Genomic DNA, 22,487 nt, shown 5'->3' on the forward strand with positions numbered 1-22,487 from the left:
CCATGACCCCTCCTTCCCCTGCTCTCCCCTCGCCGTTCCGTCCCAACCACCCGAGGGCCACCCTGGGGGCGGCGCTCGCCCTGGGCCTGTGCGCCGAGGTGCTGTTCGACGGGCCCGACCTGGGCATCTCCGTGCCGCTCTTCTGTGGGCTGTTCGTGGGGGCCCTGCTCGCGCTGGGCGGCCGCGAGGGCTGGCAGCGGGCGCGCCCCAACGCCTGGCTGCTGGGTCCGCTGCTGTTCTTCTCGGGCATGGTGTTCGTGCGCGCCAGCCCCCTGCTCACGCTGCTCAACCTGGCCTGCGCGCTGGGCTGCTGCCTGCTGCTCACGCACTTCTGGGCGGCGGGGCGCGTGGAGCGGCTGGGATTGTGGGGCTATGCCTCCACGGCGCTGGGCAGCCTGTGGCTGGCCTTGTCCACGCCCGGCGGGGTGGTGCGCGCGGAGGCGGCGCGCTGGCCCGTGCGGGAGCAGGTGTCGCGCGGGGTGCCCGTGCTTCGGGGCGTGCTGCTCGCGCTGCCCATCCTGCTCGTGTTCACCGCGCTGCTGGTGTCGGCGGACGCCGTGTTCGCGTCGGTGGTGGATGGGGTGTGGCTCGGGCTGGGCGAGGCGCTGTCGCCAGGCACGCTCTGGGGCGCGGGGTTCACGGGCGTGAGCGCCCTGGGACTGCTGGGCCTGCTCGTGAGCGCGCTGCGGCGGCGGCGGGCCGAGGAGGCGGGGGAGACGGAGGTGGCGCCCGTGCCGCCCCGTCTGGGCTTCGCCGAGAGCCTCACCGTGGTGGGCCTGGTGGACGTGCTCTTCCTGGGCTTCGCCTCCATCCAGTTCGCCTTCCTGTCGGGCGCGGCGCGGCTGCCCGCGGAGTTCACCTACTCGGCGTATGCCCGGCGGGGCTTCTTCGAGCTGCTCGAGGTGTCGGTGCTGACGCTGGGGCTGAGCCTGGCGCTGACGCGCTGGACGCGGCCGCGCGAGGGCGCGCAGCTGCGAGCCTTCCGGGTGGCGTGCTCGGTGATGGTGGGGCTGGTGCTGGTGCTGCTCGCGTCGGCCATGAAGCGCATGGCGCTGTACGAGGCGGCCTATGGCTACACGCACCTGCGCGTCTACACGCAGGTCTTCATGGCGGTGCTGGCCGGGGTGCTCGTCTGGCGCGGGGTGACGCTGTGGTGGCGGCCCGAGCGCTTCGCCCTCGGCGCGTTCGTGGGGGGCCTGGCCTTCGTCGCGGTGCTGGACGTGCTCAACCCCGATGCCTTCATCGCGCGCGGAAACCTGGAGCGCGCGGAGGCGGGCCTGCCGTGGGACGCGGCCTATTTCCAGGAGTTGTCCGAGGATGCCGCGCCGGTGCTCGCCGCGCGGCTGGGGCCGGGGGACGCGGACCGCACCGACCTCACGCCGCTCGACCGCGTGCTGTGCGCTCGGGGCGAGCCGATGCGGGGCGGCTGGCCCGCCTTCCACCTGGCCCGTCACCGGGCGGCGGCCCTGCCGCGCACGTGCGTGTTCCAGACCGTCTACATGCCGCCGATGTCCGCGCGGGCGCTCCCGGTGGGGGAGGCGCGCGCGGAGGGGGACGTCACTCGACCATGAACACGCCGCTGATCATCTTCCCCATGGCGCAGCCGTAGACGAGCTTTCCCGTCTGGGTGGGGGTGAAGCTCACCTCCACCGGCTGGTTGAGGGGCAGCGGGGTGTTGATGTTGTGCTCGTCGAGCACGATCTCCGTGGCGCACGTGTGCTCCGTGGTCCGCGTGAGCACGAGCTTGACGGGCTGACCCTGGCGCAGGGTGACGGGGCTCGGCTCGTAGCCCTTCTCCGTGATGCTGAGCGCGATCGTGCGCGGCTCGCCGGGCTTGCCCTCGGGCACGGCCGGGGCGGTGGGCGTCCCCTGGGTGCAGCCCTGCTCGGCGGCGAGCATCGCCGCGGCCAGGGTGAGCGCGAGCAGGGGCTTGATGAGCCGGGCGAAGTAGGTCCTCACGCGTCCTCCTCCATGGGGCTGTCCAGCTCGGAGTCCGTCCCTTCCTCGGCGGCGAAGCGCACCAGGGCGTGCAGGGGCACGAACACCTCGTGGCCGTCCTCGCCGACGATGAGGTCGAAGCGGCCCACCACGCGCAGACGCATGACGAGCTGGATGCCGTTGCGCAGCGTGAGCCGCACGAGCTTGCCCTGGTGGACGAGGAACGGGCGGGGGTCGGAGAAGGGCCGCTTGTCGGGCTGACGCGCGACGCTGGCGGGCTTCTGGGTGAGCTTGGGGTCGCGCTCCAGGTGGGGCATGAGCTGCTCCCAGTCCGAGCGGCGCGTGAGCAGCACCACCTGGAGCTTCTCCTGCCGGCCGCTGCGTCCGAGCACGAAGGAGATGGGCTCCACGCTGGCCAGGGTGTCGAGCACGGTGCGCTCGCCGAGCACCACGGACAGCTCCGTCTTGCCTTCCATGCGCTCCTGGATGAAGGCGCTCACCGCGGTGTCATCCACCTCGCCGCGCGCCGTCTTCACGGCCGCCTTGCGCTGGGTGCGCTCCTTGCGCGCGAGGAACTCGGCCACCGTCAGGCCGCTCTGCAGCACGCCGAAGCCGTCCGGCAGGGACAGGCCGGGGTTCTGGGTCATCAGCGCGTACACCTGGTCGAAGCGCTTGGCCTCCTCGGCGTGCAGCTTGCGCCAGATGCGGCACTTCATCTTCCCCTCGAGCTCGCCCTTGGCGATGCGCGCGGGCACGTGCTCCTTGGTCGCCAGCGCGAGGATCTGCTCGGCGGTGGGCGGGGGCCGGGGCGTGCGGGGACGGCTGAAGGCGCCTCCGGGACGCGCGCCCATGCCACCCGGCGCGGAGGGCCGCGGACCCGGGGACACCGACCGGGGCGCCACCGGCACCGCGGTCGCGGGACGGGGCACGGCGGCCTCGACGACGGGACGCGGAGGCTCTGCGGAGGCGGGCGCCACGGCAGGCCGAGGCGCCGGGGCCACCGCGCTGGGCGCGGGCGCGGGTGTGGGCGTTGGCGCGGGCCGGGGCGCGGGCGCCGGGGCCGCCGCGCTGGGCGTGGGGGTGGGCCGGGGCGTGGGCCTCGGGCTCACCGCGGGGGCTGGCGTGGGCGCGGCCGTCCCGGGGGCGGACGCCGGGCGCCGGATGACTTCGACCGTGGGCAGGACCCGCCGTGTCTTCCGATCATTCACGTTCGTAGGCTACCTGTGCGCGAGCGGCCTGGGGGAGGTCCATGCTCACGGCTGCTGGAGGGACTGCGTAAGGTCAATCTTCCATCCGGATGGCTCACGGACCATCTGGACCTGTCTTGTGACACCCGAGGAAACCACGCTCACCTTGGCCGTGTCCCCACTCTCGCCCGCCAGCGTGACCTCCGCAACATCCGCCGGGGGTGGAATATTCGATAGAAAGAACGCCAGGGGGTCGGCCTTCACGGCGCCCGAGGAGGCCTGGGCCACGGCCTGGGCCCGGGCGAGCAGGGCGTCCTGGGAGGCCTGGGAGAGGGTGGCGTAGGCGGTCTTCTCATCGCCGCGCTGCACCGAGCGCAGGAAGGTCTGGTAGGCCCGCACCGGGGTCTCGTAGCTGGGCCGGTTGCAGCCCGCGAGGGTCGGCATGGTCAGCAGGAGCAGCAGGGAGGCGAGCTTCAGGCGCATGATCCTCTGATGTAGGCCAAAGCGCCGCGCTCGCCAAGAGGCTCCTCACTCGGGGGCATCCCCGGTGTACTGACGGACGCAATTGCGGCCGGCGGCCTTGGCGGCGTAGAGGCAGTTGTCGGCCTCGCGCAGCAGGTCCTCGGTGGCCAGCAGCGTCCGGTCGGGCACACTGGCCACGCCCAACGAGGCGGTGCAGCGCACGTCCTGGCGCGTGCCGTCCGAGGTGCGGTGCTCCAGGACCACCGAGGCGATGGCGTCGCGGATGCGCTCGCACGCCCCGAGCGCCTCGCGGGGGCCTGTCTCCGGCAGGAGGGCGATGAACTCCTCGCCGCCGTAGCGCGCCACGAAGTCCACCTCGCGCAGCCGACCGCGCACCGCCTTGGCCACCCGGCGCAGCACCTCGTCGCCGAAGGGGTGGCCGTAGGTGTCGTTGAGCCGCTTGAAGTGATCGATGTCCATCATCACCAGCGACAGGGGCGAGCGGTAGCGCGAGGAGCGGGCGAACTCCTCGCCCAGGCGCTCCTCGAAGTAGCGCCGGTTGTAGAGCCCGGTGAGCGCGTCGATGCGCGTGAGGTTGAGCAGCTCCTCGCGCTTCTGGGCCAGCTCCTTGTTGGCCCGGTCCAGCTCCCGGTTCTTGAAGTCCAGCTCCCGGTTCTTCTCCACCAGGGCGTCCTGGAGCACCTTGAGCCGCAGCATGGACTTCACGCGCGCGGACAGCTCCAGCATGTCGAAGGGCTTGACCAGGTAGTCGTCCGCGCCCAGCTCCAGGCCCTCCACCTTGCCGGCCGCCTGGCGCGCCGTCACGAGGATGATGGGGATGAAGCCGAAGCCGCCCTCGCCGCTGTTGGCCTTGATGATGCGGCACACCTCCACGCCGCCCAGCCGGGGCATCTCCACGTCCATGATGATGAGGTCCGGCCGCGACTCGCGCAGCGAGCGCAGGGCCTCGGTGCCGTCGTGCGCCTCGCGGAAGCGGTAGCCGGGGCCCGTGAGCCCCTCGCGCACGTGCTGGATGTTGGCCGGATCATCGTCGACGAGCAGGATGGTGCGATCGGCGAGGGGATGCGGGACCGGGGCCCGGCGTGTGTCCTCCGCCCTCTTTGTCGTCATTGCTTCCGCCATGTCGCAGCCACCTGTCCCCCGAAGTCCGAGCGAACCGCGTGGTGGCTGGATTCTTCCCTGATCCCGGCGTGCTGCCAAGTCGCCGCCCCGGCTTCCCGCCGGACGGGCCCCACCCGGAGTCTCTCCAGGGTCTCCCCGGACGGACCCCGGGCGGAACTGGCACGTGTCAGGACGGCTTGCGCAGGCGGGCCCGGTAGACGGGCTCGCCGCTCACGAGGTAGCGCCGCTCGCGCGTGGAGGGGGCCTCCTCGGGATCGTACGGGTGGAAGACGCCCGCGCCCAGCGGGTTGACGAAGCCGGCCCCCTCGAGGATGGAGAGCATGTTGACGGCGCGGTCCTGCACGTCGGTGCGCATGTCGAACAGGCCCCCGGGCTTCATCTTCTCGAGCATGAGCCGCGCGAAGTCCGGCTGCACCACGGCGCGCTTGAAGTGGGCGCGCTTCCACCAGGGGTCGGGAAACTGCAGGTGGATGGCGTCGAGCGAGCCCGCGGCGAAGAGGCGCGGCACCACCGAGCGCGCATCGGCCTCCAGCACGCGCAGGTTGCGCAGGCCCTGCTTCTGGGCGCGGTCCTGGGTGTCGCGCGCGTACTTCTTGCGCCACTCGAAGGCCACGAAGCGCACGCCGGGGTTGCGGCGGCAGTACTCCAGGGCATGGCCTCCGGCGCCCGAGCCGATCTCCAGCTCCAGGGGTCCGGAGAAGCCGAACTCGGCGTCCCAGTCGGGCGGGGTGTCCAGGTTGGCCAGGTGCAGGCCCACGGGGTCGGGGAGCAGGGGAGGACGGGGCATGTCGCTCAAGGAACGGGGAACGGGGGGCCTCTTCTCACGGGGCGAGGCGCTCTGGCCAGGGCAAAGCGACGCCATTGGCGCTATACCGGGGCGCATGAAGCTCTTTCACGGACTGGCCGAGGCCCGGCAGCTCGCCGGGTGCGCGCTCGCGCTGGGCAACTTCGATGGTGTCCACCTGGGCCACCAGGCGCTCTTCGCCGAGGCGCGGCGGCACGGCGTGCCCGTGGCCGTGCTCACCTTCCAGCCCCACCCGGGCAAGGTGCTGCAGCCGGACCTGGCGCCCAAGCTCATCACGCTCTTGCCGCGCAAGCTGGAGCTCCTCGCCGAGCAGGGCCTGGACGCCGCCGTGGTGCAGCCCTTCACCCGCGACTACGCCCGGCTCACCCCGGAGGCCTTCGAGGCGTCGCTCCTGGACGCCCTGGGCGCGCGCCACCTCGTGGTGGGCTACGACTTCACCTACGGCGCCGCGCGCGCGGGCAGCGTGGACACCCTGCGCGAGGCCGCGGCGGCCCGCGGCGCCCAGGTCCACCGCGTGGCGCCCGTCACCGTGGACGGGCTCATCGCCTCCTCCTCCAAGGTGCGCGAGTACATCCTCGAGGGCCGGGTGGGCGCGGCGGAGCGGCTGCTCGGGCGGCCCTTCGATCTGGACGGCACCGTCGTCACCGGCCATGGCCGCGGGCGGGGCATCGGCTTTCCCACCGCCAACGTGGACACCCAGAACGAGCTGCGGCCCGCGCCGGGCGTGTACGCCATCCGTGTCCGGCTGGGGGACACTCCCCCGGGCACCTGGCTGCCAGGCGTGGCCAATATCGGTGTCAAACCCACCTTCGGGGTCAACGAGGTCACCATCGAGGCGCACCTCCTGGACTTCAACGCGGACCTGTACGGGAGGGACTTGCGCGTGCAGTTCCTGGACCGGCTGCGTCCCGAGCGGCGTTTTGGCTCGGTGGCCGAACTCGTGGGACAAATCAAGCGGGACGTCGAGGCCGCCCGGGCGGTCATCGCCCGGGCGTCCGGGTGAACTTTTCCCGAGTGGATTCAATGGCTTGCTGGGAGGAGGGGGCCGCCTGGACGCCTTGACAGGCCCGCGTCTCCCTCTCTTTAATCCCGGTGCTCATGCGCTGATGTCTTCGCGCATCCGTGGCCGTGCTCCGTGACATCCCACGGGCGCGGTCACTTCATCCCCACGCTTCGAGGCTTCTGAATGTCCGGTCGACTTGGTGAACTGCTGGTTCGTGAGAACCTCATTTCGGTCCAGCAGTTGCGCAAGGCCCAGGAAGAGCAGCAGAAGACGGGCACGCGCATTGGCACGGCCCTGATCAAGACGGGCGCCATCGAGGAGTCCAAGCTCACCGACTTCCTCTCCAAGCAGTACGGTGTGCCCGCGATCAACCTGAAGGACTTCGACATCGACGCGGAGATCATCAAGCTCGTGCCCAAGGAAGTGGCCGAGAAGCACCTGGTGATCCCGGTCAACCGCGCGGGCCCCTCGCTCATCGTGGCCATGTGCGATCCGTCCAACATCTACGCGGTGGACGACCTGAAGTTCCTCACCGGCTACAACGTGGAGCCGGTGGTGGCCTCGGAGATCTCCATCCGCGAGGCCATCGAGCGCTACTACGCCGAGAAGGGCCCGGACATGGACGCGCTCGTGGCGGACATGGCCGACGACATCGAGGTGGCCAAGGAGGAGGAGGAGGGCAACGTCGAGGAGATGGCCCGCGCCGCGGACGACGCGCCCGTGGTGAAGCTCGTGAACCTCATCCTCCAGGACTCCATCAAGAAGCGCGCCTCGGACATCCACGTGGAGCCCTACGAGAAGGACTTCCGGGTGCGCTTCCGGATCGACGGCTCGCTCTACGACGTGATGCGTCCGCCGATGAAGCTCAAGAACGCCATCACCAGCCGTCTGAAGATCATGGCGAACCTGGACATCTCCGAGCGCCGTCTGCCCCAGGACGGCCGCATCAAGATCAAGCTCGGCGGTGGCAAGGAGATGGACTTCCGCGTGAGCGTGTGCCCCACGCTCTTCGGCGAGAAGGTGGTGCTCCGCCTCCTGGACAAGTCCAACCTCCAGCTGGACATGACCAAGCTCGGCTTCGACGCGCAGCCGCTCGCCTGGTTCAAGGAGGCCATCGACCGGCCCTACGGCATGGTGCTGGTGACGGGTCCCACGGGCTCGGGCAAGACGACGACGCTCTACTCGGCGCTCTCCTCGCTCAACCAGGTGGACACCAACATCGCCACCGCCGAGGACCCGGTGGAGTTCAACTTCGGCGGCATCAACCAGGTGCAGATGCACGAGGACATCGGCCTGAACTTCGCCGCCGCCCTGCGCTCCTTCCTGCGCCAGGACCCGGACATCATCATGATCGGTGAGATCCGCGACTTCGAGACGGGCGAAATCGCGGTGAAGGCGGCGCTCACGGGCCACCTGGTGCTCTCCACGCTGCACACCAACGACGCGCCGGGCACGGTGAGCCGTCTGCTCAACATGGGCATCGAGCCCTTCCTCGTGACGGCCTCGCTCAACCTCATCCTCGCCCAGCGTCTGGCGCGCCGCCTGTGCCCCGCGTGCAAGCGGCCCGCGGAGAAGGTGGACGAGCAGGCCCTGCTCGACGCCGGCGTGCCGGCCGAGAAGCTCGGCGCCTTCACCCTGTACGAGAAGGTCGGCTGCCGCGAGTGCAATGACCGTGGCTACCGCGGCCGCGTGGCCATCTACGAGGTCATGCCCTTCTGGGATGGCCTCAAGGAGCTGGTCATCAACGGCGCGTCCGCCGCCGAGCTCAAGGCCGAGGCCATCCGCCTGGGCATGAGCTCGCTGCGCATGTCGGCCCTGGCCAAGATGATGGACGGCGTCACCACGCTGGACGAAGTGGTGGCCAACACGGCCCCCGACAACTTCTGACGCCCCCCGCGCAGTCCGCCTCCCCCCAACTCCCCGAAGGACGGTTTTCGTGAACCTGCATCAGCTGCTCAAGGCGATGGTCGAGAAGGGTGCTTCCGACCTCCACATCACCACCGGCTCCCCGCCCCAGCTGCGCGTGGACGGCGAACTGGTGCCGCTCAAGACGGCCCAGCTGTCTCCCGCGGAGACCAAGCAGCTCTGCTACTCCATCCTCACGGACGTGCAGAAGCACAAGTTCGAGGAGGAGAACGAGCTCGACCTGTCCTTCGGCGTCAAGGGCCTGTCGCGCTTTCGCGCCAACGTCTACATGCAGCGCGGCGCGGTGGCGGGCGCCTTTCGCACCATTCCCTTCAAGATCCTCACCTTCCAGGAGCTGGGTCTGCCCCCGGTGGTGGCCGAGCTGGTCAAGCGCCCGCGCGGCCTCATCCTGGTGACGGGTCCCACGGGCTCGGGCAAGAGCACCACGCTCGCGTCCATGGTGGACAAGATCAACACGGATCGTCACGAGCACATCATGACGATCGAGGATCCGATCGAGTACCTGCACCCGCACAAGAACTGCCTCGTCAACCAGCGCGAGGTGGGCGCGGACACGCGCAGCTTCAAGACGGCGCTCAAGTACATCCTGCGCCAGGACCCGGACGTGGTGCTGGTGGGTGAGTTGCGCGACCTGGAGACGATCGAGGCCGCGCTCGTCATCGCCGAGACGGGCCACACCTGCTACGCCACGCTGCACACCAACAGCGCGGTGCAGACCATCAACCGGGTGCTGGACGTGTTCCCGCCCTACCAGCAGCCCCAGGTGCGCGCCCAGCTGTCCTTCGTGCTCGAGGGCGTGATGAGCCAGTCGCTCATCGCCAAGGCGGGCTCGCCGGGCCGCGTGCTGGCGCTCGAGGTGATGATCCCCAACCCCGCCATCCGCAACCTCATCCGCGAGGACAAGGTGCACCAGGTGTACTCGTCCATGCAGGTGGGCCAGGCGAAGTTCGGCATGCAGACCTTCAACCAGGCCCTGGCGGCGCTGCTCATGCGCCGGCTCATCACCCAGGACGAGGCCTTCGGTCGCTCGAACGACCCGGATGAGCTGCGCAACCTCCTCGCCGGAAGCGGGCCTGGCGGCTTGCCCGGCCAGCGGCCCGCCGGTCCCCCCGGGCGCTAATTCGCGAATTTCAACCGCGGCGATAGAATGCGGTCCCTCTCGGAGGCCTGATGGCTGCAACGGCAACCACGAAATCCACTGCTCAGAAGTCGAAGAACACGGCCCAGTTTCTCTGGGAGGCCAAGACCAAGTCTGGCGAGACCAAGAAGGGCGAAATGGAGGCCTCGGATCTCGAGGCCGTCAACGCCCGGCTCAAGTCGCTCGGTCTCAATCCGGTCAAGGTCCGCCGCAAGGGCCTGCTCGACTCCGACCTGAACCTCTCGCTCGGCACGGGCGTGACGGGCAAGGACATCCTCATCTTCACCCGGCAGTTCGCCACGATGATCGACGCCGGCCTGCCGCTGGTGCAGTGCCTCGACATCCTCGGCAGCCAGATGGACAACCCGGCCTTCCGCAAGGTCGTGTTCGCCATCAAGAACAAGGTGGAGCAGGGCTCCACCTTCGCCGACGCCCTGGGAGACCATCCCAAGGTGTTCGACGAGCTCTTCGTGCAGCTGTGCGCGGCGGGTGAGGTCGGCGGTATTCTCGACAACATCCTCAACCGGCTCGCGGCCTACCGCGAGAAGAACGAGAAGCTCAAGCGCAAGGTCAAGAGCGCCATGACCTACCCGGTCATCGTTCTGTGCGTGGCCTTCGGCGTGACGGCGCTGCTGCTCCTCAAGGTGACGCCGGTGTTCGCCAAGATGTTCTCGGACTTCGGTCAGGCGCTGCCGGCGCCCACCCAGTTCGTGGTGGACATGTCGGCGTGGGCCCAGGCCTATGCCCTCTACGTCTTCATCGGCGTGGGCATCTTCGTGGGTCTGTTCTCCTGGACCTACAACCAGCCCCAGGGCCGGCGCTTCCTCGACAAGGCCTTCCTGCTGGCGCCCATCTTCGGGCCCGTCATCCGCAAGGTGGCCGTGGCGCGCTTCACCCGCACGCTCGGCACGATGATCTCCTCGGGCGTGCCCATCCTGGACGCCCTGGACGTGACGGCGAAGACGGCCGGCAACCGCTCGGTGGAAGAGGCCATCTACTACGTGCGTGGGAAGATCGCCGAGGGCAAGAACATCGCGGGTCCGCTCTTGGAGACCAAGGTGTTCCCCCCCATGGTGGTGCAGATGATCGGCGTGGGTGAGGCCACGGGCGCCATGGACACCATGCTCAACAAGATCGCCGACTTCTACGACGACGAGGTCGACACGGCCGTGGCGGGTCTCACGGCGATGATCGAACCGTTGATGATGGTGTTCCTCGGCGGCGTGGTCGGTGGCTTCCTCATCTCCATGTACCTGCCCATCTTCCAGATCGCCGGTGCCGTTAAGTAGCAACGTCGGTCGTTTCCTCGCCGCGCCTCCGCAGCCTCACACGCTGCGGAAGCGCCTGGTGTGGCTCGCCGTGTTCCGCACGGTGGCCGTCAGCCTGTCGCTGGTCGCCGTCGCGGTGCGCCTGTTCCTGCAGCCGCTGGCGGAGCCCAGCGGCGCGGACAAGCTGACCTTCACCGTCATCGGGCTCGTCTACCTCTTCACGCTCGTCTGCGGCCTGATGCTGCGCGGCGGCTGGGCGGTGCGCCTCGCGGCGGTGGTGCAGGTGGTGGGCGACCTGCTCGTCGCCTCGGTGCTCGTCCTGCTCACGGGCGTGGGCGACAGTCCCCTGACCTTCCTCTACCTGCTGGCCGTCATCGGCGCGAGCATCGTGCTCGATGGCCGCGGTGCCCTGGTGGCCGCCGGCGCGAGCGCGCTCGCCTATTCCCTCCTGCTGGTGGCCGTGCGGGCGCGTTGGCTCGAGGCCCCCTCGGGCATGGGCAACCTCAGCCAGCAGCGGCTGCTCTTCCTGGTGGGCAGCAACCTCTTGGCGCTCGTGCTCATCGCGGTGCTGGCGGGCTACCTGACCCGGCAGCTCTCGGACACGGGCGGCCGGCTGTCCGAGCGCGAGGCGGACCTCAAGAACCTGGACCTGTTGCAGCGGCAGATCCTCGCCTGCATGCCCTCGGGGCTCATCACCTGCGATGCCCGGGGCCGCGTCACCTTCGTCAACCGCGCCGCCCACGCCATCCTCGGCCTGGAGGGCGCGGCGCCCTTCCTCGACACCCCCGTGGAGTCCCTGCTGCCCGGGGCCCTGGGCACGGATGTCCACCAGCGCCGCCGCGAGCTGTCCGTGCAGACGCGCGCGGGCCCCCGCACGCTCGGGCTGACGGTGACGGGCCTGGAGGGCACCGGGGGCGGCACGCTCGTCGTCTTCCAGGACCTGACCGAGCTGCGCCGCATCGAGAATGACCTGCGGCGCGCGGACCAGCTCGCCTCGCTCGGGACGCTGTCCGCGCAGCTCGCGCATGAAATCCGCAACCCCCTGGCCGCCATGCGGGGCTCGGCGCAACTGCTCGTCCAGGCGCCGGACGTGGACCCCACCTCGGCGCGGCTCGTGGACATCCTGCTGCGCGAGTCGGATCGGCTCTCCAAGCTGGTGGACGACTTCCTGCGCTTCGCCCGTCCGCCCCCGCCGCTCAAGCGGGAGCTGGACCTGGCGGTCCTCGCGCGGGAGACGGTGGAGATGCTGCGGGCGGATCCGCTCGCCGGCCAGGTCCGCCTGGAGCAGGCCCTGACGCCCCTGCGGGTGAGCGTGGACGCGGATCAGATCCGCCAGGTGCTCATCAACCTCTTGCGCAATGCCTTCCAGGCCGCGGGGCCCGGGGGGCGCGTGCGGGTGGAGCTGCGCGAGGCGGACGGGCAGGGGCGGCTGAGCGTCTGGGACTCGGCGGGGAGCATCCCCGAGGCTCATTTGTCGCGCATCTTCGAGCCGTTCTTCAGCACGCGCGAGGGAGGGACCGGGTTAGGGTTGTCCACGGCGCATTCCCTCGTGCGCGCGCATGGCGGAACCCTTCGGGTCTCGTCCTCGCCGCGGGACGGGACGGAGTTCCTCATCCATCTGCCCCCGCGGGGATGAGGAAGAAGGAGAGCGAGAGCCGTGCACATCCTGGTGGTGGACGACGAGCGCTCGATGCGCGACGTCCTGGAGATCATGCTCAGCCGCGCGGGTCACCAGGTGACATGCGCGGAGGGCGTGCGCAAGGCGAACGAGGTGCTGGGCGCGACGCCGGTGGACCTGGTCATCACGGACATGAAGCTGGGCGCGTCCCAGAGCGGCATGGACGTGCTGCGCACGGCGCGCTCCCTGGCCGAGCCTCCCGAGGTCATCGTCGTCACCGCCTTCGGCACGGCCGTCTCGGCGATGGAGGCCATGCGCGAGGGGGCGTACGACTACATCGGCAAGCCCTTCGACACCGAGGAGCTGCTCCTGCTCGTGCACAAGGCGCTGGAGAAGCGCGCGCTGCGCCGGGAGAACCTGTCGCTGCGCGCGCACCTGCTGCCGGGCGCGGGGCTGATGGCGGTGGGCCGGGGCGAGCGGATGCGCGCGGTGCGCACGCTCGTGGACAAGGTGGCGCCCACGCGCTCCACGGTGCTCATCCACGGCGAGAGCGGCACGGGCAAGGAGGTCATCGCCAAGGAAATCCACTTCAAGAGCCCCCGCGCCAGCCACCCCTTCCTCCCCATCAACTGCGCCGCGGTCAACGAGGGGGTGCTGGAGAGCGAGCTGTTCGGCCACGTGAAGGGCTCGTTCACCGGGGCCACGCACGATCGCGCGGGCCTGCTGGTGCACGCGGGCGAGGGGACGGTGTTCCTCGACGAGATTGGCGACGTGCCGCTGGCGACCCAGGTGAAGCTCCTGCGCGTGCTGCAGGAGCGCAAGGTGAAGCCCGTGGGCAGCTCGGCGGAGGTGCCCTTCCAGGCCCGTATCCTGGCGGCCACCCACCGCGGCCTGGAGGCCGAGGTGAAGGCGGGACGCTTCCGGGAGGACCTCTTCTACCGGCTCAACGTCATCCTCATCGAGCTGCCGCCCCTGCGCGAGCGGGCGGAGGACATCGCGCCCCTGGCCGAGCACTTCCTGTCCCTGCAGCGCAAGGCGCTCGAGCGCCCCGGCCTGCGCTTCTCGCCCGAGGCGCTGGCGATCCTCTCGTCCTATTCCTTTCCGGGCAACGTGCGGCAACTGGAGAACGTCGTCGAGCGCGCGGCCACGCTCGCCGACGGCGACATCCTGACGCCCGCGTCCCTGCCGCCCTCGCTCCGGGGCGAGGCCATGCCCGGCGCGGCCGCGACCGCCGCGGACATCATGCTCGGAGGGGGCTTCTCCCTGGAGCGGCACATGGACGAGGCCGAGCGGCGCTACCTGGTGGCGGCGCTGACCCAGGCGGGTGGGGTGAAGACGCGGGCGGCGGAGCTGCTCGGGCTCACGTTCCGCTCGTTCCGCTACCGCCTGGCCAAGCACGGCCTGTCCGAGCGCGAGGACGAGGCCTGAGGGCCCCGCCTCCCGCGCGCGGGCCTCAGCGGAAGTCGCGCCGGTTGAAGAGCAGGATGGCCAGCGCCACCAGCACGCAGGTGTAGGCCACCCCGTAGCCCATGCCCGGCAACAGCTCCGCGAAGGACACGGGCGTGGCATAGGCGGCCTGGGGCCGGTAGTTGAAGCGCGACAGGTCCGGCAGCACGTAATAGACGGCCTTGCCCAACCCCTCGAGCGCGTTGCTCTGGGATCGGGTCGCCAGCTTGTAGATGTCCGAGGACAGACTGCCCGCCACGTAGACGCTGACGCTCACGAAGGCGGACACCATCTGGCTGGAGAAGCTGGACATCAGGAAGCCCACGCCGCTGAGCACCCACAGCTCGAACCACAGCATGCCCATGGCCGCCAGGTGCGCGGACGTGAGGGGCGCGCCGTAGAAGGCGAGCAGTCCGCAGAAGAGCGCCGCCATGGCCAACTGCAGCACCGTCACGGTGAGCATGTTGCCAAACAGCCGGCCCACCAGGAACGCGCCCCGGGACAGGGGCTTGGACACCATGAGGAAGATGGTGCGCCGTTCGATCTCCCGCGAGATGAGCCCGCTGGACAGGAAGATGCTGAGCAGCACGAGCATGAGGCTCATGGCGCCCAGGCCCACGTCGGTGAGAACCCGGTCGAACGTGCCGACGGTGACCTCCAACACGAGCGAGGTGGACAGGAGCATGGCGAGGGCGAAGAGGCCCACCAGCAGGGTGACGCGGTTGCGCCGGGCTTCCCGGAAGCCGTTGAGCGCCAGGGCGATGAACGGACCCATCACGAAATCTCTCCTCCCACGGGTCCCTGGCGGGCCTCCTCGAGCGCGCGCAGGAACAGGTCTTCCAACGAGAACCGGGCGGGCTGCAGCTGGGTGACGCGTCCGCCTCGCTCCAGCACCTGCTTGAGCAGGGGTTGGGCTTCCGCGTCCCGCACCCGGACGAGCACCCGGTTCTCCAGGGCCCGCACCTGCTCCAGCGCGAAGCCCAGGGCCTCGAGCTGCTCCACGCCCAGGCCCTCCACCGTCAGCTCCACGTGCGTGGCCTGGGCGCTCACGAGCTCCGCCACGCTGCCCTCGCGCACCCGGCGACCGCCCACGAGCACCACCGCCCGGTCACACAGCGCCTCCACGTCCGGGATGATGTGCGTGCAGAAGAGGATGGTGGTGCCCCGCTGCCGCTCCTCGAGGATGAGGTCGCGGATCTGCCGCCGGCCCACGGGATCCAGGCCCGAGGTGGGCTCGTCCAGGATGAGCAGCTCCGGCTTGGACACCAGCGCCTGGGCGAGCGCCACGCGCTGCACCATGCCCTTGCTGTAGCGGCGAATCTGCAGGTGGGCCGCGCGTGTCATCTGCACCATGCCCAGCACCTCGGACACCCGCGCATCCAGCTCCTTGCCGCTCATGCCCATGAGCCGACCCGCGAGCGTCACGAACTCGCGGCCCGTCAGGTACTCGTAGGGCGCGGGATTCTCCGGCACGTAACCCACCCGGCGGCGCGCCTCCCGGTCCGCGGGCGACAGGCCGAACAGCCGCGCCGTGCCCCCCGAGGGCTGCACCAGGTTGAGGAGGATCTTGATGGTCGTGGACTTGCCCGCGCCATTGGGCCCCAACAGGCCGTAGACCTGGCCCGGCTGCAGGGCCAGGTCCAGCGACTGCAGCGCGCGCACCCGCCGGTTCATGAGGAAGCCGAGCCGGTAGGTCTTGGACAGGTCCCGGATCTCGATCGGGAGCGGAACATCCTTGGACATCACTGCTCCTCGGGCGGGGGCATGACGAAGTTCATGCCCCGTTGGTCAGGGGTGAAGAGCTCCAGGCGGCGCTGCTGGGTGACCGAGTACGTTCGTCCATCGCTCCCGATGAAGAAGCCTCCGCCCTTGGGATCCCGCGGCGGCACGCGCAGATAGCCCAGCCACGTCAGGGTGCGCACGTTGGGCGGCGCCGTGCCGAAGGTCTGACGGAAGCGGTCGACCGCGGCATCCACCCGCCGCAACTCGCGCTCCATCTTCAAGTCCTGCACGCGCTGCTTGAAGGTCTCGCGCGTGGCGTCGTCCTCGGCCGAGTCCACCAGCGACTGCGCCAGGGCGAGTCCCGCGTCCACCTGCCCGGATTGGGCATACAGGCGCGTGGCGAGCGCGGACAGGTAGGCCGGGGCGCCGGGCAGCTTCGAGGCCTTCTCCGCCACCGCGGCGGCCTGCGTGTAGTCCCGCTCGTAGGTGCTCAGGTTATAGGCGAGCAGCATGTTCAGCTTGAGATCGTCGGGAAACAGCGCGAGCCCCTTGCGCAGCAGCCGCGTGGACTCTTCGGTGTTCACCCACGTCTCGCGACCCAGGTTCGTGGGAATCACTCCGGCGGCGAACCCGTAGACGATCTGGAACATCGGATCCAGATCCGTGATGAGGTTGGCGTAGGGAAAGACATCCCGGTATTCGGCCGCGCTGTTGGCCCGGCCCGTGGTCTGCGCGAGCTGGATCCAGAAGTAGTCCGCCATCAACTGCAGGTAGCCCCGACCCACGAGCCTCAGGACGTCCTGCCGCGGCAGGAGGGGCTCTTCATGTGGACCGCGGGCCCGCTTGGCCGGGGGCGCGGCGAGCAGCACGAGCAGCACGAGGCCGCCCAGCAAGGTCACCAGGGGAGGCCAGGACGAACGCACCTTCATAGCGGGACCGATAAAAAGGAAAAGGACACCCGGAGATGATTCCGGGTGTCCTGGTTCTGTCAACACTGCTCACCCAAGAGAGCCGGTGCGTCTGGCTCCCGGGCGAGTCATGTGAATCAGGTGTCGCAGTCGACGTCGTTGTAGCTCAGCGTCGGGGAGCCGGCGACGGCGGCCTGCTCATCCGCGTTGCCGCAGACGTGCACGAAGCTCTTCACGTCCTTGGTCGAGATGAACCAGGTGTCGATGCCTTCCTTCTCGTTGTCGATGTTGCCCGAGGCCAGACCCGAGATGTTGCAGCCGGGGCAGGCGCCGGAGATGCCGACGGGGGTCACCGGGTCGTCACCGCCGCCCGTGACGAAGGTCACGTTCGGGGCCTTGCCCTTGCCGGGGTTCGGCTCGGTGTCGGCGAACTTGCCCTGGTCCACGTAGATGCAGTTGTAGGTGGTCGCGGTGCCCAGGCCGTCCGCGGTGCGGGTCTCGCACGCGTCGGTCGCGGCGAAGTAGTAGGCGTAGCGGTTGCCACGCTCGGGCGAGAAGCCGAGGATCTTGATGTCGTCGACGTACTTGTCCTTCTCCTGAAGGAACGCACGCTGGGAGGTGAACCAGGCCTTGAGGTTGGCCTTGGCCTCGCCCTGCTTGGAACGCGCCTGGAACTTGATGAAGTTCGGGATGGCGATGGCGGCGAGGATGCCGATGATGGCCACGACGATCATCAGCTCGATCAGCGTGAAGCCGCGGTTCTTGCGAACAAACAGACGGTTCATGGGGGATTCCTTGACGGCGGGACGCGAGGGGTTGCGGCCGAAGCCGACGGAAGCAATAGCACGAACGGTGCCAGCGTCAAATGGCCCCCGCCGCGTCCTTTCTCCAGGGAGTTGCGCCGGGATGGGGGGCATCCAGGCGAAGAAAGAGTGCCCATTTTTGTCACCCCAGTGACAGGAATGGTCTGCCCGCCCGCCTTCCCCGGGCCCTATGCTGCGCGCCGGCGGATTGGACTGACAAAGAAGGGACGCGGCGGACTGTGACTCCTCAGGCGGTGGAAGGCGCGGCCATGGTGTTGGTGGTCGTCATGGGCCTGCTCTTCGGTAGTTTCCTGAATGTCGTGATCGCGCGGGTGCCCGCGGGGGAAAGCATCGTGCGGCCCCGCTCGCGCTGTCCCCACTGCGGCCGTCAGCTCACCTGGTACGAGAACATTCCGGTTCTCTCCTGGCTCGTCCAGCGCGCGCGCTGCCGCGGCTGCCAGGCGCCCATCTCCTGGCGCTATCCGCTCATCGAGGTGCTCACCGCGGCGCTCTTCTTCGCGTGTCAGCGCCGCTTCGGGTGGACCCCCGAGCTCGTCCTGGCCCTGGTCTTCGTCCTGTTGCTCGTGCCGCTCGCCTTCATTGATCTCGAGCATTGGATCCTCCCCACGGAGCTGACGTGGCCGGGCATCGCCGCCGGTGTGGCCCTGTCGGTGCCGCTCGGCATGCCGCGGCTCATCGACGCGGTCCTCGGCGCGCTGGCCGGCTTCTTCGTCTTCTGGGCCCTGGAGTGGGTGGGCGAGAAGATCTTCAAGAAGGAGGCGCTGGGGGCGGGGGACAAGGATCTGCTCGCGCTCATCGGGGCCTTCTTGTCCTGGAAGGCCCTGCTCGGGGTCATCTTCCTGTCGTCCCTCCAGGGCGCCGTGGTGGGCTCGGTGATGCTGCTCCTCTATGGGCGGGCGGGACCCGCGCCGGACGCGTCGCCCGAGCCCGATGCGCGGACCCCCGCCGAGCCGGCCCCCGCGGACGGGGCGGGGGAGGGGACGGCGGAGGACGAGGAGGATGACTGGGTGCCGGGTCCCACCAACATTCCCTTCGGCCCCTGGCTGTCGGTCGCGGCGCTCGAGGTGATGCTGCTCGGACCCTGGCTGCGCGACGTGCTGCCCGTGCCCATGGACGTGCTGCTCACGGGCCTGCGGTGAGCCGGGACGCGGTGCGATGAAGGGCCGGATCGCCAGTGTCGCCTTCCTGTTGAGCGCGGTGGGGACGGGACTGGCCTGGCTGACGCTGCAGCGGCCCCTGCTGTCCTTGATGGATCTGGTGCGGCAGTGTGGCGCCCAGGGCGCGCTGCGAGGCGTGTCGCTGTCGCGCACGCTCGGCTCGCTGCCCTTCCTGCTGGGCCTGGACCTGGTGCTGCTCACGGCGGTGTCCTATGGCGTCCTGGACTTCATGGTGGGGCGGCCCCTGCGGCGGACCGAGAAGGTGGTGGAGCACCTCGGGCGGCTGGAACTGGACGTGTCCCTGCCGGAGAGCCCGGGCCCGTTGCTCTCGCGGGTCCAGCGCGCGCTGTCTCGCCTGCGGGGAGCGCTCCAGGAGGAGCAGCAGACCACCCGCCATCAATTGGAGGCGCTCCGGGCCGCCAACGCGCGCTTGAGCCAGGCGCGCACGGAACTGGTCGCCGCGGAGCGCCTGGCGACCGTGGGGCGGCTCGCGGCGGGCGTGGCCCACGAGGTGGGCAACCCCCTGGCTGGCATCCTCGGCTACCTGTCCCTGGCGCAGGCCCGGACCCGCGAGCCCGAGGTGCTCGAGTACCTCGGGCGCATCGATCACGAGGTGCAGCGCATCGACGGCATCGTGCGGGGCCTCTTGGAGATCGGCCGCCCGGCCCAGGTGAACCTGGGGCCCGTGGACGTGGGGCGGGTGGCGGAGACGTGTGTCCGGCTCGTCAAGGCCGGGCGGGATTTTCCCGACGTGCGCTGGGAGTGCGCCTTCGCGCCCGGCCTGTTGGCGTGGGCGGACGCGGGACCGGTGTCACAGATCGTGATCAACCTGTTGCTCAACGCGGTGCAGGCCATGGAAGGGCACGGCGTCGTGCGGTTGTCCACGCGCGCGGAGACGAGGGGCGTGGTGCTGCGCGTGGAGGACACGGGGCCGGGCATCGCGGCCGAGGCGATGACCCGGCTCTTCGAGCCCTTCTTCACCACGCGGCCGCCTGGAGAGGGCACCGGCATGGGCCTGGCGGTCTCGCTGCATCTGGCGGAGTCGATGGCGGGGCGACTGACGGCGGAGAACCTCCCCGGGGGCGGGGCCTGTTTCACCCTGTTGCTTCCCGGGAGTTGAGGCGACCCCCCTGGCCGAGTCCCCCCGGGGTGCGCTACTTCTCCAGGTACGCCCCCCCCCATGGCCTCCCTCTTCCGCAGCATCCTCATCGCCGACGACGAGCCGTCCATCCGTCATGTGCTGAGCCTGGTGTTGTCGGAGCTCGGCTACGAGGTCCGCGCCGTGGCCGACGGCGAGGAGGCGCTGCGGGAGCTGGCCACGCGGGGCTATGACCTGTTGCTGTGTGACGTGCGCATGCCCCGGCTCGATGGCCTGTCCCTGCTGCGCCAGGCCCTCGCCGCGCATCCGTCCCTGACGGTGGTGGTGATGAGCGCGTACGGCTCCCAGGCCCAGGCCCTCGAGGCGGTGGGCGCGGGCGCGTACGACTACGTGCGCAAGCCCTTCAAGCCCGAGGAGATCGTCTTCGTCCTGCGCAAGGCCGAGGAGCGCGAGCGCCTGCTCCGGGAGAACCGGCGCCTGCAGGGCGCGGGGATCTCGGCCACGGGCGACAACATCCTGGGCGAGAGCGAGCCCATGCGCGCGGTGATGCGGCAGGTGGATCGGCTCGCGCCCGTGGGCACCACCGTGCTCATCACCGGCGAGAGCGGCACGGGCAAGGAGCTCGTCGCGCGGGCGCTGCACGCGCGCTCGCCCCGGGCCGCCATGCCCTTCGTGGCCGTCAATTGTGGCGCCATCTCCGCGGGCCTCATCGAGAGCGAGCTGTTCGGCCATGCCCGAGGCGCCTTCACGGATGCGCGCACCGCCCGGCGGGGCCTGTTCAGCGAGGCCGATGGCGGCACGCTCTTCCTCGACGAGGTGGGGGAGTTGCCCGCGCCCGCCCAGGTCAAGCTGTTGCGCGTGCTCCAGGAAGGGGAGATCCGCCCCGTGGGCGAGAACCGGGCGGAGAAGGTGAATGTGCGGGTGCTCGCCGCCACGCTGCGCGACCTGGGGCGGCTGGTGGAGCGGGGGGAGTTCCGGGAGGATCTCTACTACCGGCTCAACGTGGTGAACGTGCGCGTGCCTCCCCTGCGGGAGCGCTCGGGCGACATCCCGCTACTGGCCCATAGCTTCCTGTCGCGCTTCAACCGGGAACTCAACCGGGAGCCGCCCGTGCTCGGCCTGGGGCCCGGCACCGAGGCGCTGCTGTGCGCCTACGCCTGGCCGGGCAACGTGCGCGAGCTGGAGAACGCCATGGAGCGCGCGGTCCTCCTGGCGGATGGGGAGTGGATTTCCCCGCAGAACCTGCCCGAGCGCCTGGGCTTCTCCTCGGGCGGCGCCTCGGTTCCCTCCGTCCCCCGGTCCCCGGTGGCGCCGTCCGCCGCGGACGCCGACCTGTCCCTCAAGCGGGCGATCCGCGACCTGGAGGAGTCCTACATCCGCGCGGCCCTGCGGCGCACGCGGGGCAACCGCACCCGTGCCGCCGAGGTGCTGGAGATCAGCCACCGCGCCCTCCTGTACAAGCTCAAGGAGTACGGAATCGACGCGGACGCCGAGGGAGAACACGGCTGACGGCCCGCTCCACGACAGGGGAGGCGGGCCTGCCGGGGGATTTGACGAAACACGCCGGAGGCCGGAAAATCGGCCCTTGGAGAGCGGTGAGGTATTCGCCGCGAGATTTCCGGGGTCAGAGCGGCCGCCTGCTGAGCGGGCTGTCGTGAAGCACTTTTTAGGAGGGCTTGCCAGCCGATGCTACCCTGGCGGCCTCTCCACGGAGCGACGACTGTATGGCGAAGGGTAAGCTGGCTCTCGGTCTTGATATCGGATCGACCTCGGTGAAGATGATTCTGCTCAAGGAGCAGCGCAAGCGGGGTCAGGTGAACTACGCGCTGCAGAGCTTCGGAATGAAGCCGCTGCCGCCCGAGGCCATCGTGGACGGCGCGCTGATGAACTCCACCGCCATCGTCCAGGCGCTGCAGGAGTTGCTCACCGAGCTGAAGATCAAGGGCAAGGACGTCGCCATCGGCGTGTCGGGCCACTCGGTCATCATCAAGAAGATTCAGATGCCCCGCATGAGCCAGGCCGAGCTCGAGGAGAGCATCCAGTGGGAGGCGGAGCAGTACATCCCCTTCGACGTCAAGGACGTGAACATCGACACGCAGATCCTCGACGCGGGGGGCAACGACGCCACCGGTCAGATGGACGTGCTGCTCGTGGCGGCCAAGAAGGACATGATCAACGACTACACCACCGTGGTCTCCGAGTCGGGGCTGCAGCCGGTGGTGGTGGACGTGGACGCCTTCGCGGTCCAGAACATGTTCGCCGCCAACTACGATGTCCCCGAGAAGGAGACCGTGGTGCTCATCAACGCGGGCGCCTCGGTGGTGAACATCAACATCATCGCCAACGGCATCACGGTGTTCACCCGTGACGTCACCATCGGTGGCAACCAGTTCACCGAGGAGATCCAGAAGCAGCTCAACGTCTCCTACGAGGAGGCCGAGACGCTCAAGATCGGCGGCACCAGCAGCGACGCGGACGCGGTCGTTCCGCAGGAAGTGGAGCGGGTGCTGTTGAGCGTGGCCGAGCAGGTGGCCGGAGAAATCCAGCGCTCGCTGGACTTCTACGCGGGCACCGCCGTGGAAGCCAACTTCACCAAGGTCTACCTGTCGGGCGGAACGGCGAAGATTCCCGCGCTGTTCAAGACCATCGAGTCGCGCGTGGGGGTGCCGGTGGAGATCCTCAACCCCTTCCGCAAGATCGACGTGGACAACCGCAAGTTCGATCCCGCCTTCATCATGGAGGTGGCGCCCATGGCGGCGGTGGCGGTGGGTCTGGCGCTTCGGCGACCGGGTGACAAGGTCGGCTGATCCCTCTTCCTCTCCTTTTTGATGAAGGACTGATTC

General features: G+C 69.6%; 20 protein-coding genes. 11 read left to right on the forward strand and 9 right to left on the reverse strand.

The features are described from left to right. Positions 1 to 2: 2 nt before the first annotated feature. Positions 3 to 1,571, forward strand: a complete 1,569-nt coding sequence (locus I3V78_RS11185; protein ID WP_204486956.1) for a DUF4153 domain-containing protein — start codon at positions 3 to 5, stop codon at positions 1,569 to 1,571. Here I3V78_RS11185 and I3V78_RS11190 read toward each other — a convergent pair. The 5 genes from I3V78_RS11190 to trmB all read right to left on the reverse strand — a co-directional run bounded on the left by I3V78_RS11190 (position 1,558) and on the right by trmB (position 5,517). Then, positions 1,558 to 1,959, reverse strand: a complete 402-nt coding sequence (locus I3V78_RS11190; protein ID WP_204486957.1) for a cupredoxin domain-containing protein — start codon at positions 1,957 to 1,959, stop codon at positions 1,558 to 1,560. The two genes, I3V78_RS11185 and I3V78_RS11190, sit on opposite strands and share 14 nt — an antisense overlap. Continuing rightward, positions 1,956 to 2,867 carry a hypothetical protein gene (locus I3V78_RS11195; RefSeq protein ID WP_338023529.1) on the reverse strand — a complete coding sequence of 304 codons (912 nt, stop codon included), beginning with the start codon at positions 2,865 to 2,867 and terminating at the stop codon, positions 1,956 to 1,958. Before I3V78_RS11195 ends, I3V78_RS11190 begins: the two co-directional genes overlap by 4 nt. 324 nt (positions 2,868 to 3,191) lie before the next feature. Continuing rightward, complete coding sequence (locus I3V78_RS11200) at positions 3,192 to 3,608, reverse strand: hypothetical protein (RefSeq protein ID WP_204486959.1); 417 nt, start codon at positions 3,606 to 3,608, stop codon at positions 3,192 to 3,194. A 45-nt stretch (positions 3,609 to 3,653) separates the two neighbouring features. Beyond that, the gene (locus I3V78_RS11205) at positions 3,654 to 4,718 is read right to left on the reverse strand and encodes a diguanylate cyclase (RefSeq protein WP_239576388.1); all 1,065 of its coding nucleotides are present in this window, start codon (positions 4,716 to 4,718) and stop codon (positions 3,654 to 3,656) included. 178 nt (positions 4,719 to 4,896) lie between these two features. Continuing rightward, positions 4,897 to 5,517, reverse strand: coding sequence for a tRNA (guanine(46)-N(7))-methyltransferase TrmB (trmB, locus tag I3V78_RS11210; protein ID WP_204486965.1), 621 nt, complete (start codon positions 5,515 to 5,517; stop codon positions 4,897 to 4,899). Between the two features lie 94 nt (positions 5,518 to 5,611). Here trmB and I3V78_RS11215 point away from each other — a divergent pair, with 94 nt between their 5' ends. From I3V78_RS11215 to I3V78_RS11240, 6 genes are all read left to right on the forward strand, one after another. Then, on the forward strand, positions 5,612 to 6,538 hold the full coding sequence (locus I3V78_RS11215) for a bifunctional riboflavin kinase/FAD synthetase (protein ID WP_204486967.1): 927 nt from the start codon (positions 5,612 to 5,614) through the stop codon (positions 6,536 to 6,538). Between the two features lie 183 nt (positions 6,539 to 6,721). Next, positions 6,722 to 8,425, forward strand: a complete 1,704-nt coding sequence (pilB, locus tag I3V78_RS11220) for a type IV-A pilus assembly ATPase PilB (RefSeq protein ID WP_204486969.1) — start codon at positions 6,722 to 6,724, stop codon at positions 8,423 to 8,425. 49 nt (positions 8,426 to 8,474) lie between these two features. Continuing rightward, positions 8,475 to 9,584, forward strand: a complete 1,110-nt coding sequence (locus tag I3V78_RS11225) for a PilT/PilU family type 4a pilus ATPase (protein ID WP_204486971.1) — start codon at positions 8,475 to 8,477, stop codon at positions 9,582 to 9,584. A gap of 50 nt (positions 9,585 to 9,634) precedes the next feature. Next, positions 9,635 to 10,891 carry a type IV pilus assembly protein PilC gene (gene pilC / locus I3V78_RS11230; protein WP_204486973.1) on the forward strand — a complete coding sequence of 419 codons (1,257 nt, stop codon included), beginning with the start codon at positions 9,635 to 9,637 and terminating at the stop codon, positions 10,889 to 10,891. Next, entirely contained in the window at positions 10,878 to 12,506 is a 1,629-nt protein-coding gene (locus I3V78_RS11235) for a two-component system sensor histidine kinase NtrB (RefSeq protein WP_476756487.1), read from the forward strand. The genes pilC and I3V78_RS11235 overlap by 14 nt, the downstream gene beginning before the upstream one ends. 21 nt (positions 12,507 to 12,527) lie before the next feature. Next, positions 12,528 to 13,916: a sigma 54-interacting transcriptional regulator gene (locus I3V78_RS11240; protein WP_204486975.1), complete on the forward strand. Its 1,389-nt coding sequence runs from the start codon at positions 12,528 to 12,530 to the stop codon at positions 13,914 to 13,916. 25 nt (positions 13,917 to 13,941) lie between these two features. Here the strand turns inward: I3V78_RS11240 and I3V78_RS11245 are convergent, their stop codons facing one another. The 4 genes from I3V78_RS11245 to I3V78_RS11260 all read right to left on the reverse strand — a co-directional run bounded on the left by I3V78_RS11245 (position 13,942) and on the right by I3V78_RS11260 (position 17,349). Next, entirely contained in the window at positions 13,942 to 14,709 is a 768-nt protein-coding gene (locus I3V78_RS11245; protein WP_204486977.1) for an ABC transporter permease, read from the reverse strand. Next, entirely contained in the window at positions 14,709 to 15,677 is a 969-nt protein-coding gene (locus I3V78_RS11250; protein ID WP_204486979.1) for an ABC transporter ATP-binding protein, read from the reverse strand. Before I3V78_RS11250 ends, I3V78_RS11245 begins: the two co-directional genes overlap by 1 nt. Beyond that, positions 15,677 to 16,585: a tetratricopeptide repeat protein gene (locus I3V78_RS11255; protein WP_204486982.1), complete on the reverse strand. Its 909-nt coding sequence runs from the start codon at positions 16,583 to 16,585 to the stop codon at positions 15,677 to 15,679. The genes I3V78_RS11250 and I3V78_RS11255 overlap by 1 nt, the downstream gene beginning before the upstream one ends. A gap of 116 nt (positions 16,586 to 16,701) precedes the next feature. Continuing rightward, positions 16,702 to 17,349, reverse strand: coding sequence for a type IV pilin protein (locus I3V78_RS11260; protein ID WP_204486984.1), 648 nt, complete (start codon positions 17,347 to 17,349; stop codon positions 16,702 to 16,704). Between the two features lie 287 nt (positions 17,350 to 17,636). Between I3V78_RS11260 and I3V78_RS11265 the strand changes: the two genes are divergently transcribed. The 4 genes from I3V78_RS11265 to pilM all read left to right on the forward strand — a co-directional run bounded on the left by I3V78_RS11265 (position 17,637) and on the right by pilM (position 22,451). Then, entirely contained in the window at positions 17,637 to 18,527 is an 891-nt protein-coding gene (locus tag I3V78_RS11265) for a prepilin peptidase (protein ID WP_204486986.1), read from the forward strand. Positions 18,528 to 18,543: 16 nt separating this feature from the next. Beyond that, positions 18,544 to 19,665, forward strand: a complete 1,122-nt coding sequence (locus I3V78_RS11270) for a sensor histidine kinase (protein ID WP_204486988.1) — start codon at positions 18,544 to 18,546, stop codon at positions 19,663 to 19,665. 60 nt (positions 19,666 to 19,725) lie between these two features. Then, positions 19,726 to 21,153 (forward strand): sigma-54-dependent transcriptional regulator, encoded by a 1,428-nt coding sequence (locus tag I3V78_RS11275; protein ID WP_204486990.1) that lies wholly within the window; start codon positions 19,726 to 19,728, stop codon positions 21,151 to 21,153. Positions 21,154 to 21,368: 215 nt separating this feature from the next. Continuing rightward, positions 21,369 to 22,451 carry a type IV pilus assembly protein PilM gene (gene pilM / locus I3V78_RS11280; protein WP_204486992.1) on the forward strand — a complete coding sequence of 361 codons (1,083 nt, stop codon included), beginning with the start codon at positions 21,369 to 21,371 and terminating at the stop codon, positions 22,449 to 22,451. The last annotated feature ends 36 nt before the right edge of the window (positions 22,452 to 22,487 follow it).

The organism is Archangium primigenium, assembly GCF_016904885.1.
Lineage (GTDB): Bacteria > Myxococcota > Myxococcia > Myxococcales > Myxococcaceae > Cystobacter > Cystobacter primigenius.

Bases quoted from the DNA above. Each gene is read 5' to 3' on its own strand.
- I3V78_RS11200 (WP_204486959.1), bottom strand. From the start codon at position 3,608: ATGCGCCTGAAGCTCGCCTCCCTGCTGCTCCTGCTGACCATGCCGACC.
- pilB (WP_204486969.1), top strand. From the start codon at position 6,722: ATGTCCGGTCGACTTGGTGAACTGCTGGTTCGTGAGAACCTCATTTCG.
- I3V78_RS11255 (WP_204486982.1), bottom strand. From the start codon at position 16,585: ATGAAGGTGCGTTCGTCCTGGCCTCCCCTGGTGACCTTGCTGGGCGGC.
- I3V78_RS11215 (WP_204486967.1), top strand. From the start codon at position 5,612: ATGAAGCTCTTTCACGGACTGGCCGAGGCCCGGCAGCTCGCCGGGTGC.
- I3V78_RS11250 (WP_204486979.1), bottom strand. From the start codon at position 15,677: ATGTCCAAGGATGTTCCGCTCCCGATCGAGATCCGGGACCTGTCCAAG.
- pilM (WP_204486992.1), top strand. From the start codon at position 21,369: ATGGCGAAGGGTAAGCTGGCTCTCGGTCTTGATATCGGATCGACCTCG.
- pilC (WP_204486973.1), top strand. From the start codon at position 9,635: ATGGCTGCAACGGCAACCACGAAATCCACTGCTCAGAAGTCGAAGAAC.
- I3V78_RS11245 (WP_204486977.1), bottom strand. From the start codon at position 14,709: ATGGGTCCGTTCATCGCCCTGGCGCTCAACGGCTTCCGGGAAGCCCGG.
- I3V78_RS11185 (WP_204486956.1), top strand. From the start codon at position 3: ATGACCCCTCCTTCCCCTGCTCTCCCCTCGCCGTTCCGTCCCAACCAC.
- trmB (WP_204486965.1), bottom strand. From the start codon at position 5,517: ATGCCCCGTCCTCCCCTGCTCCCCGACCCCGTGGGCCTGCACCTGGCC.
- I3V78_RS11260 (WP_204486984.1), bottom strand. From the start codon at position 17,349: ATGAACCGTCTGTTTGTTCGCAAGAACCGCGGCTTCACGCTGATCGAG.
- I3V78_RS11275 (WP_204486990.1), top strand. From the start codon at position 19,726: ATGGCCTCCCTCTTCCGCAGCATCCTCATCGCCGACGACGAGCCGTCC.
- I3V78_RS11205 (WP_239576388.1), bottom strand. From the start codon at position 4,718: ATGACGACAAAGAGGGCGGAGGACACACGCCGGGCCCCGGTCCCGCAT.
- I3V78_RS11270 (WP_204486988.1), top strand. From the start codon at position 18,544: ATGAAGGGCCGGATCGCCAGTGTCGCCTTCCTGTTGAGCGCGGTGGGG.
- I3V78_RS11265 (WP_204486986.1), top strand. From the start codon at position 17,637: ATGGTGTTGGTGGTCGTCATGGGCCTGCTCTTCGGTAGTTTCCTGAAT.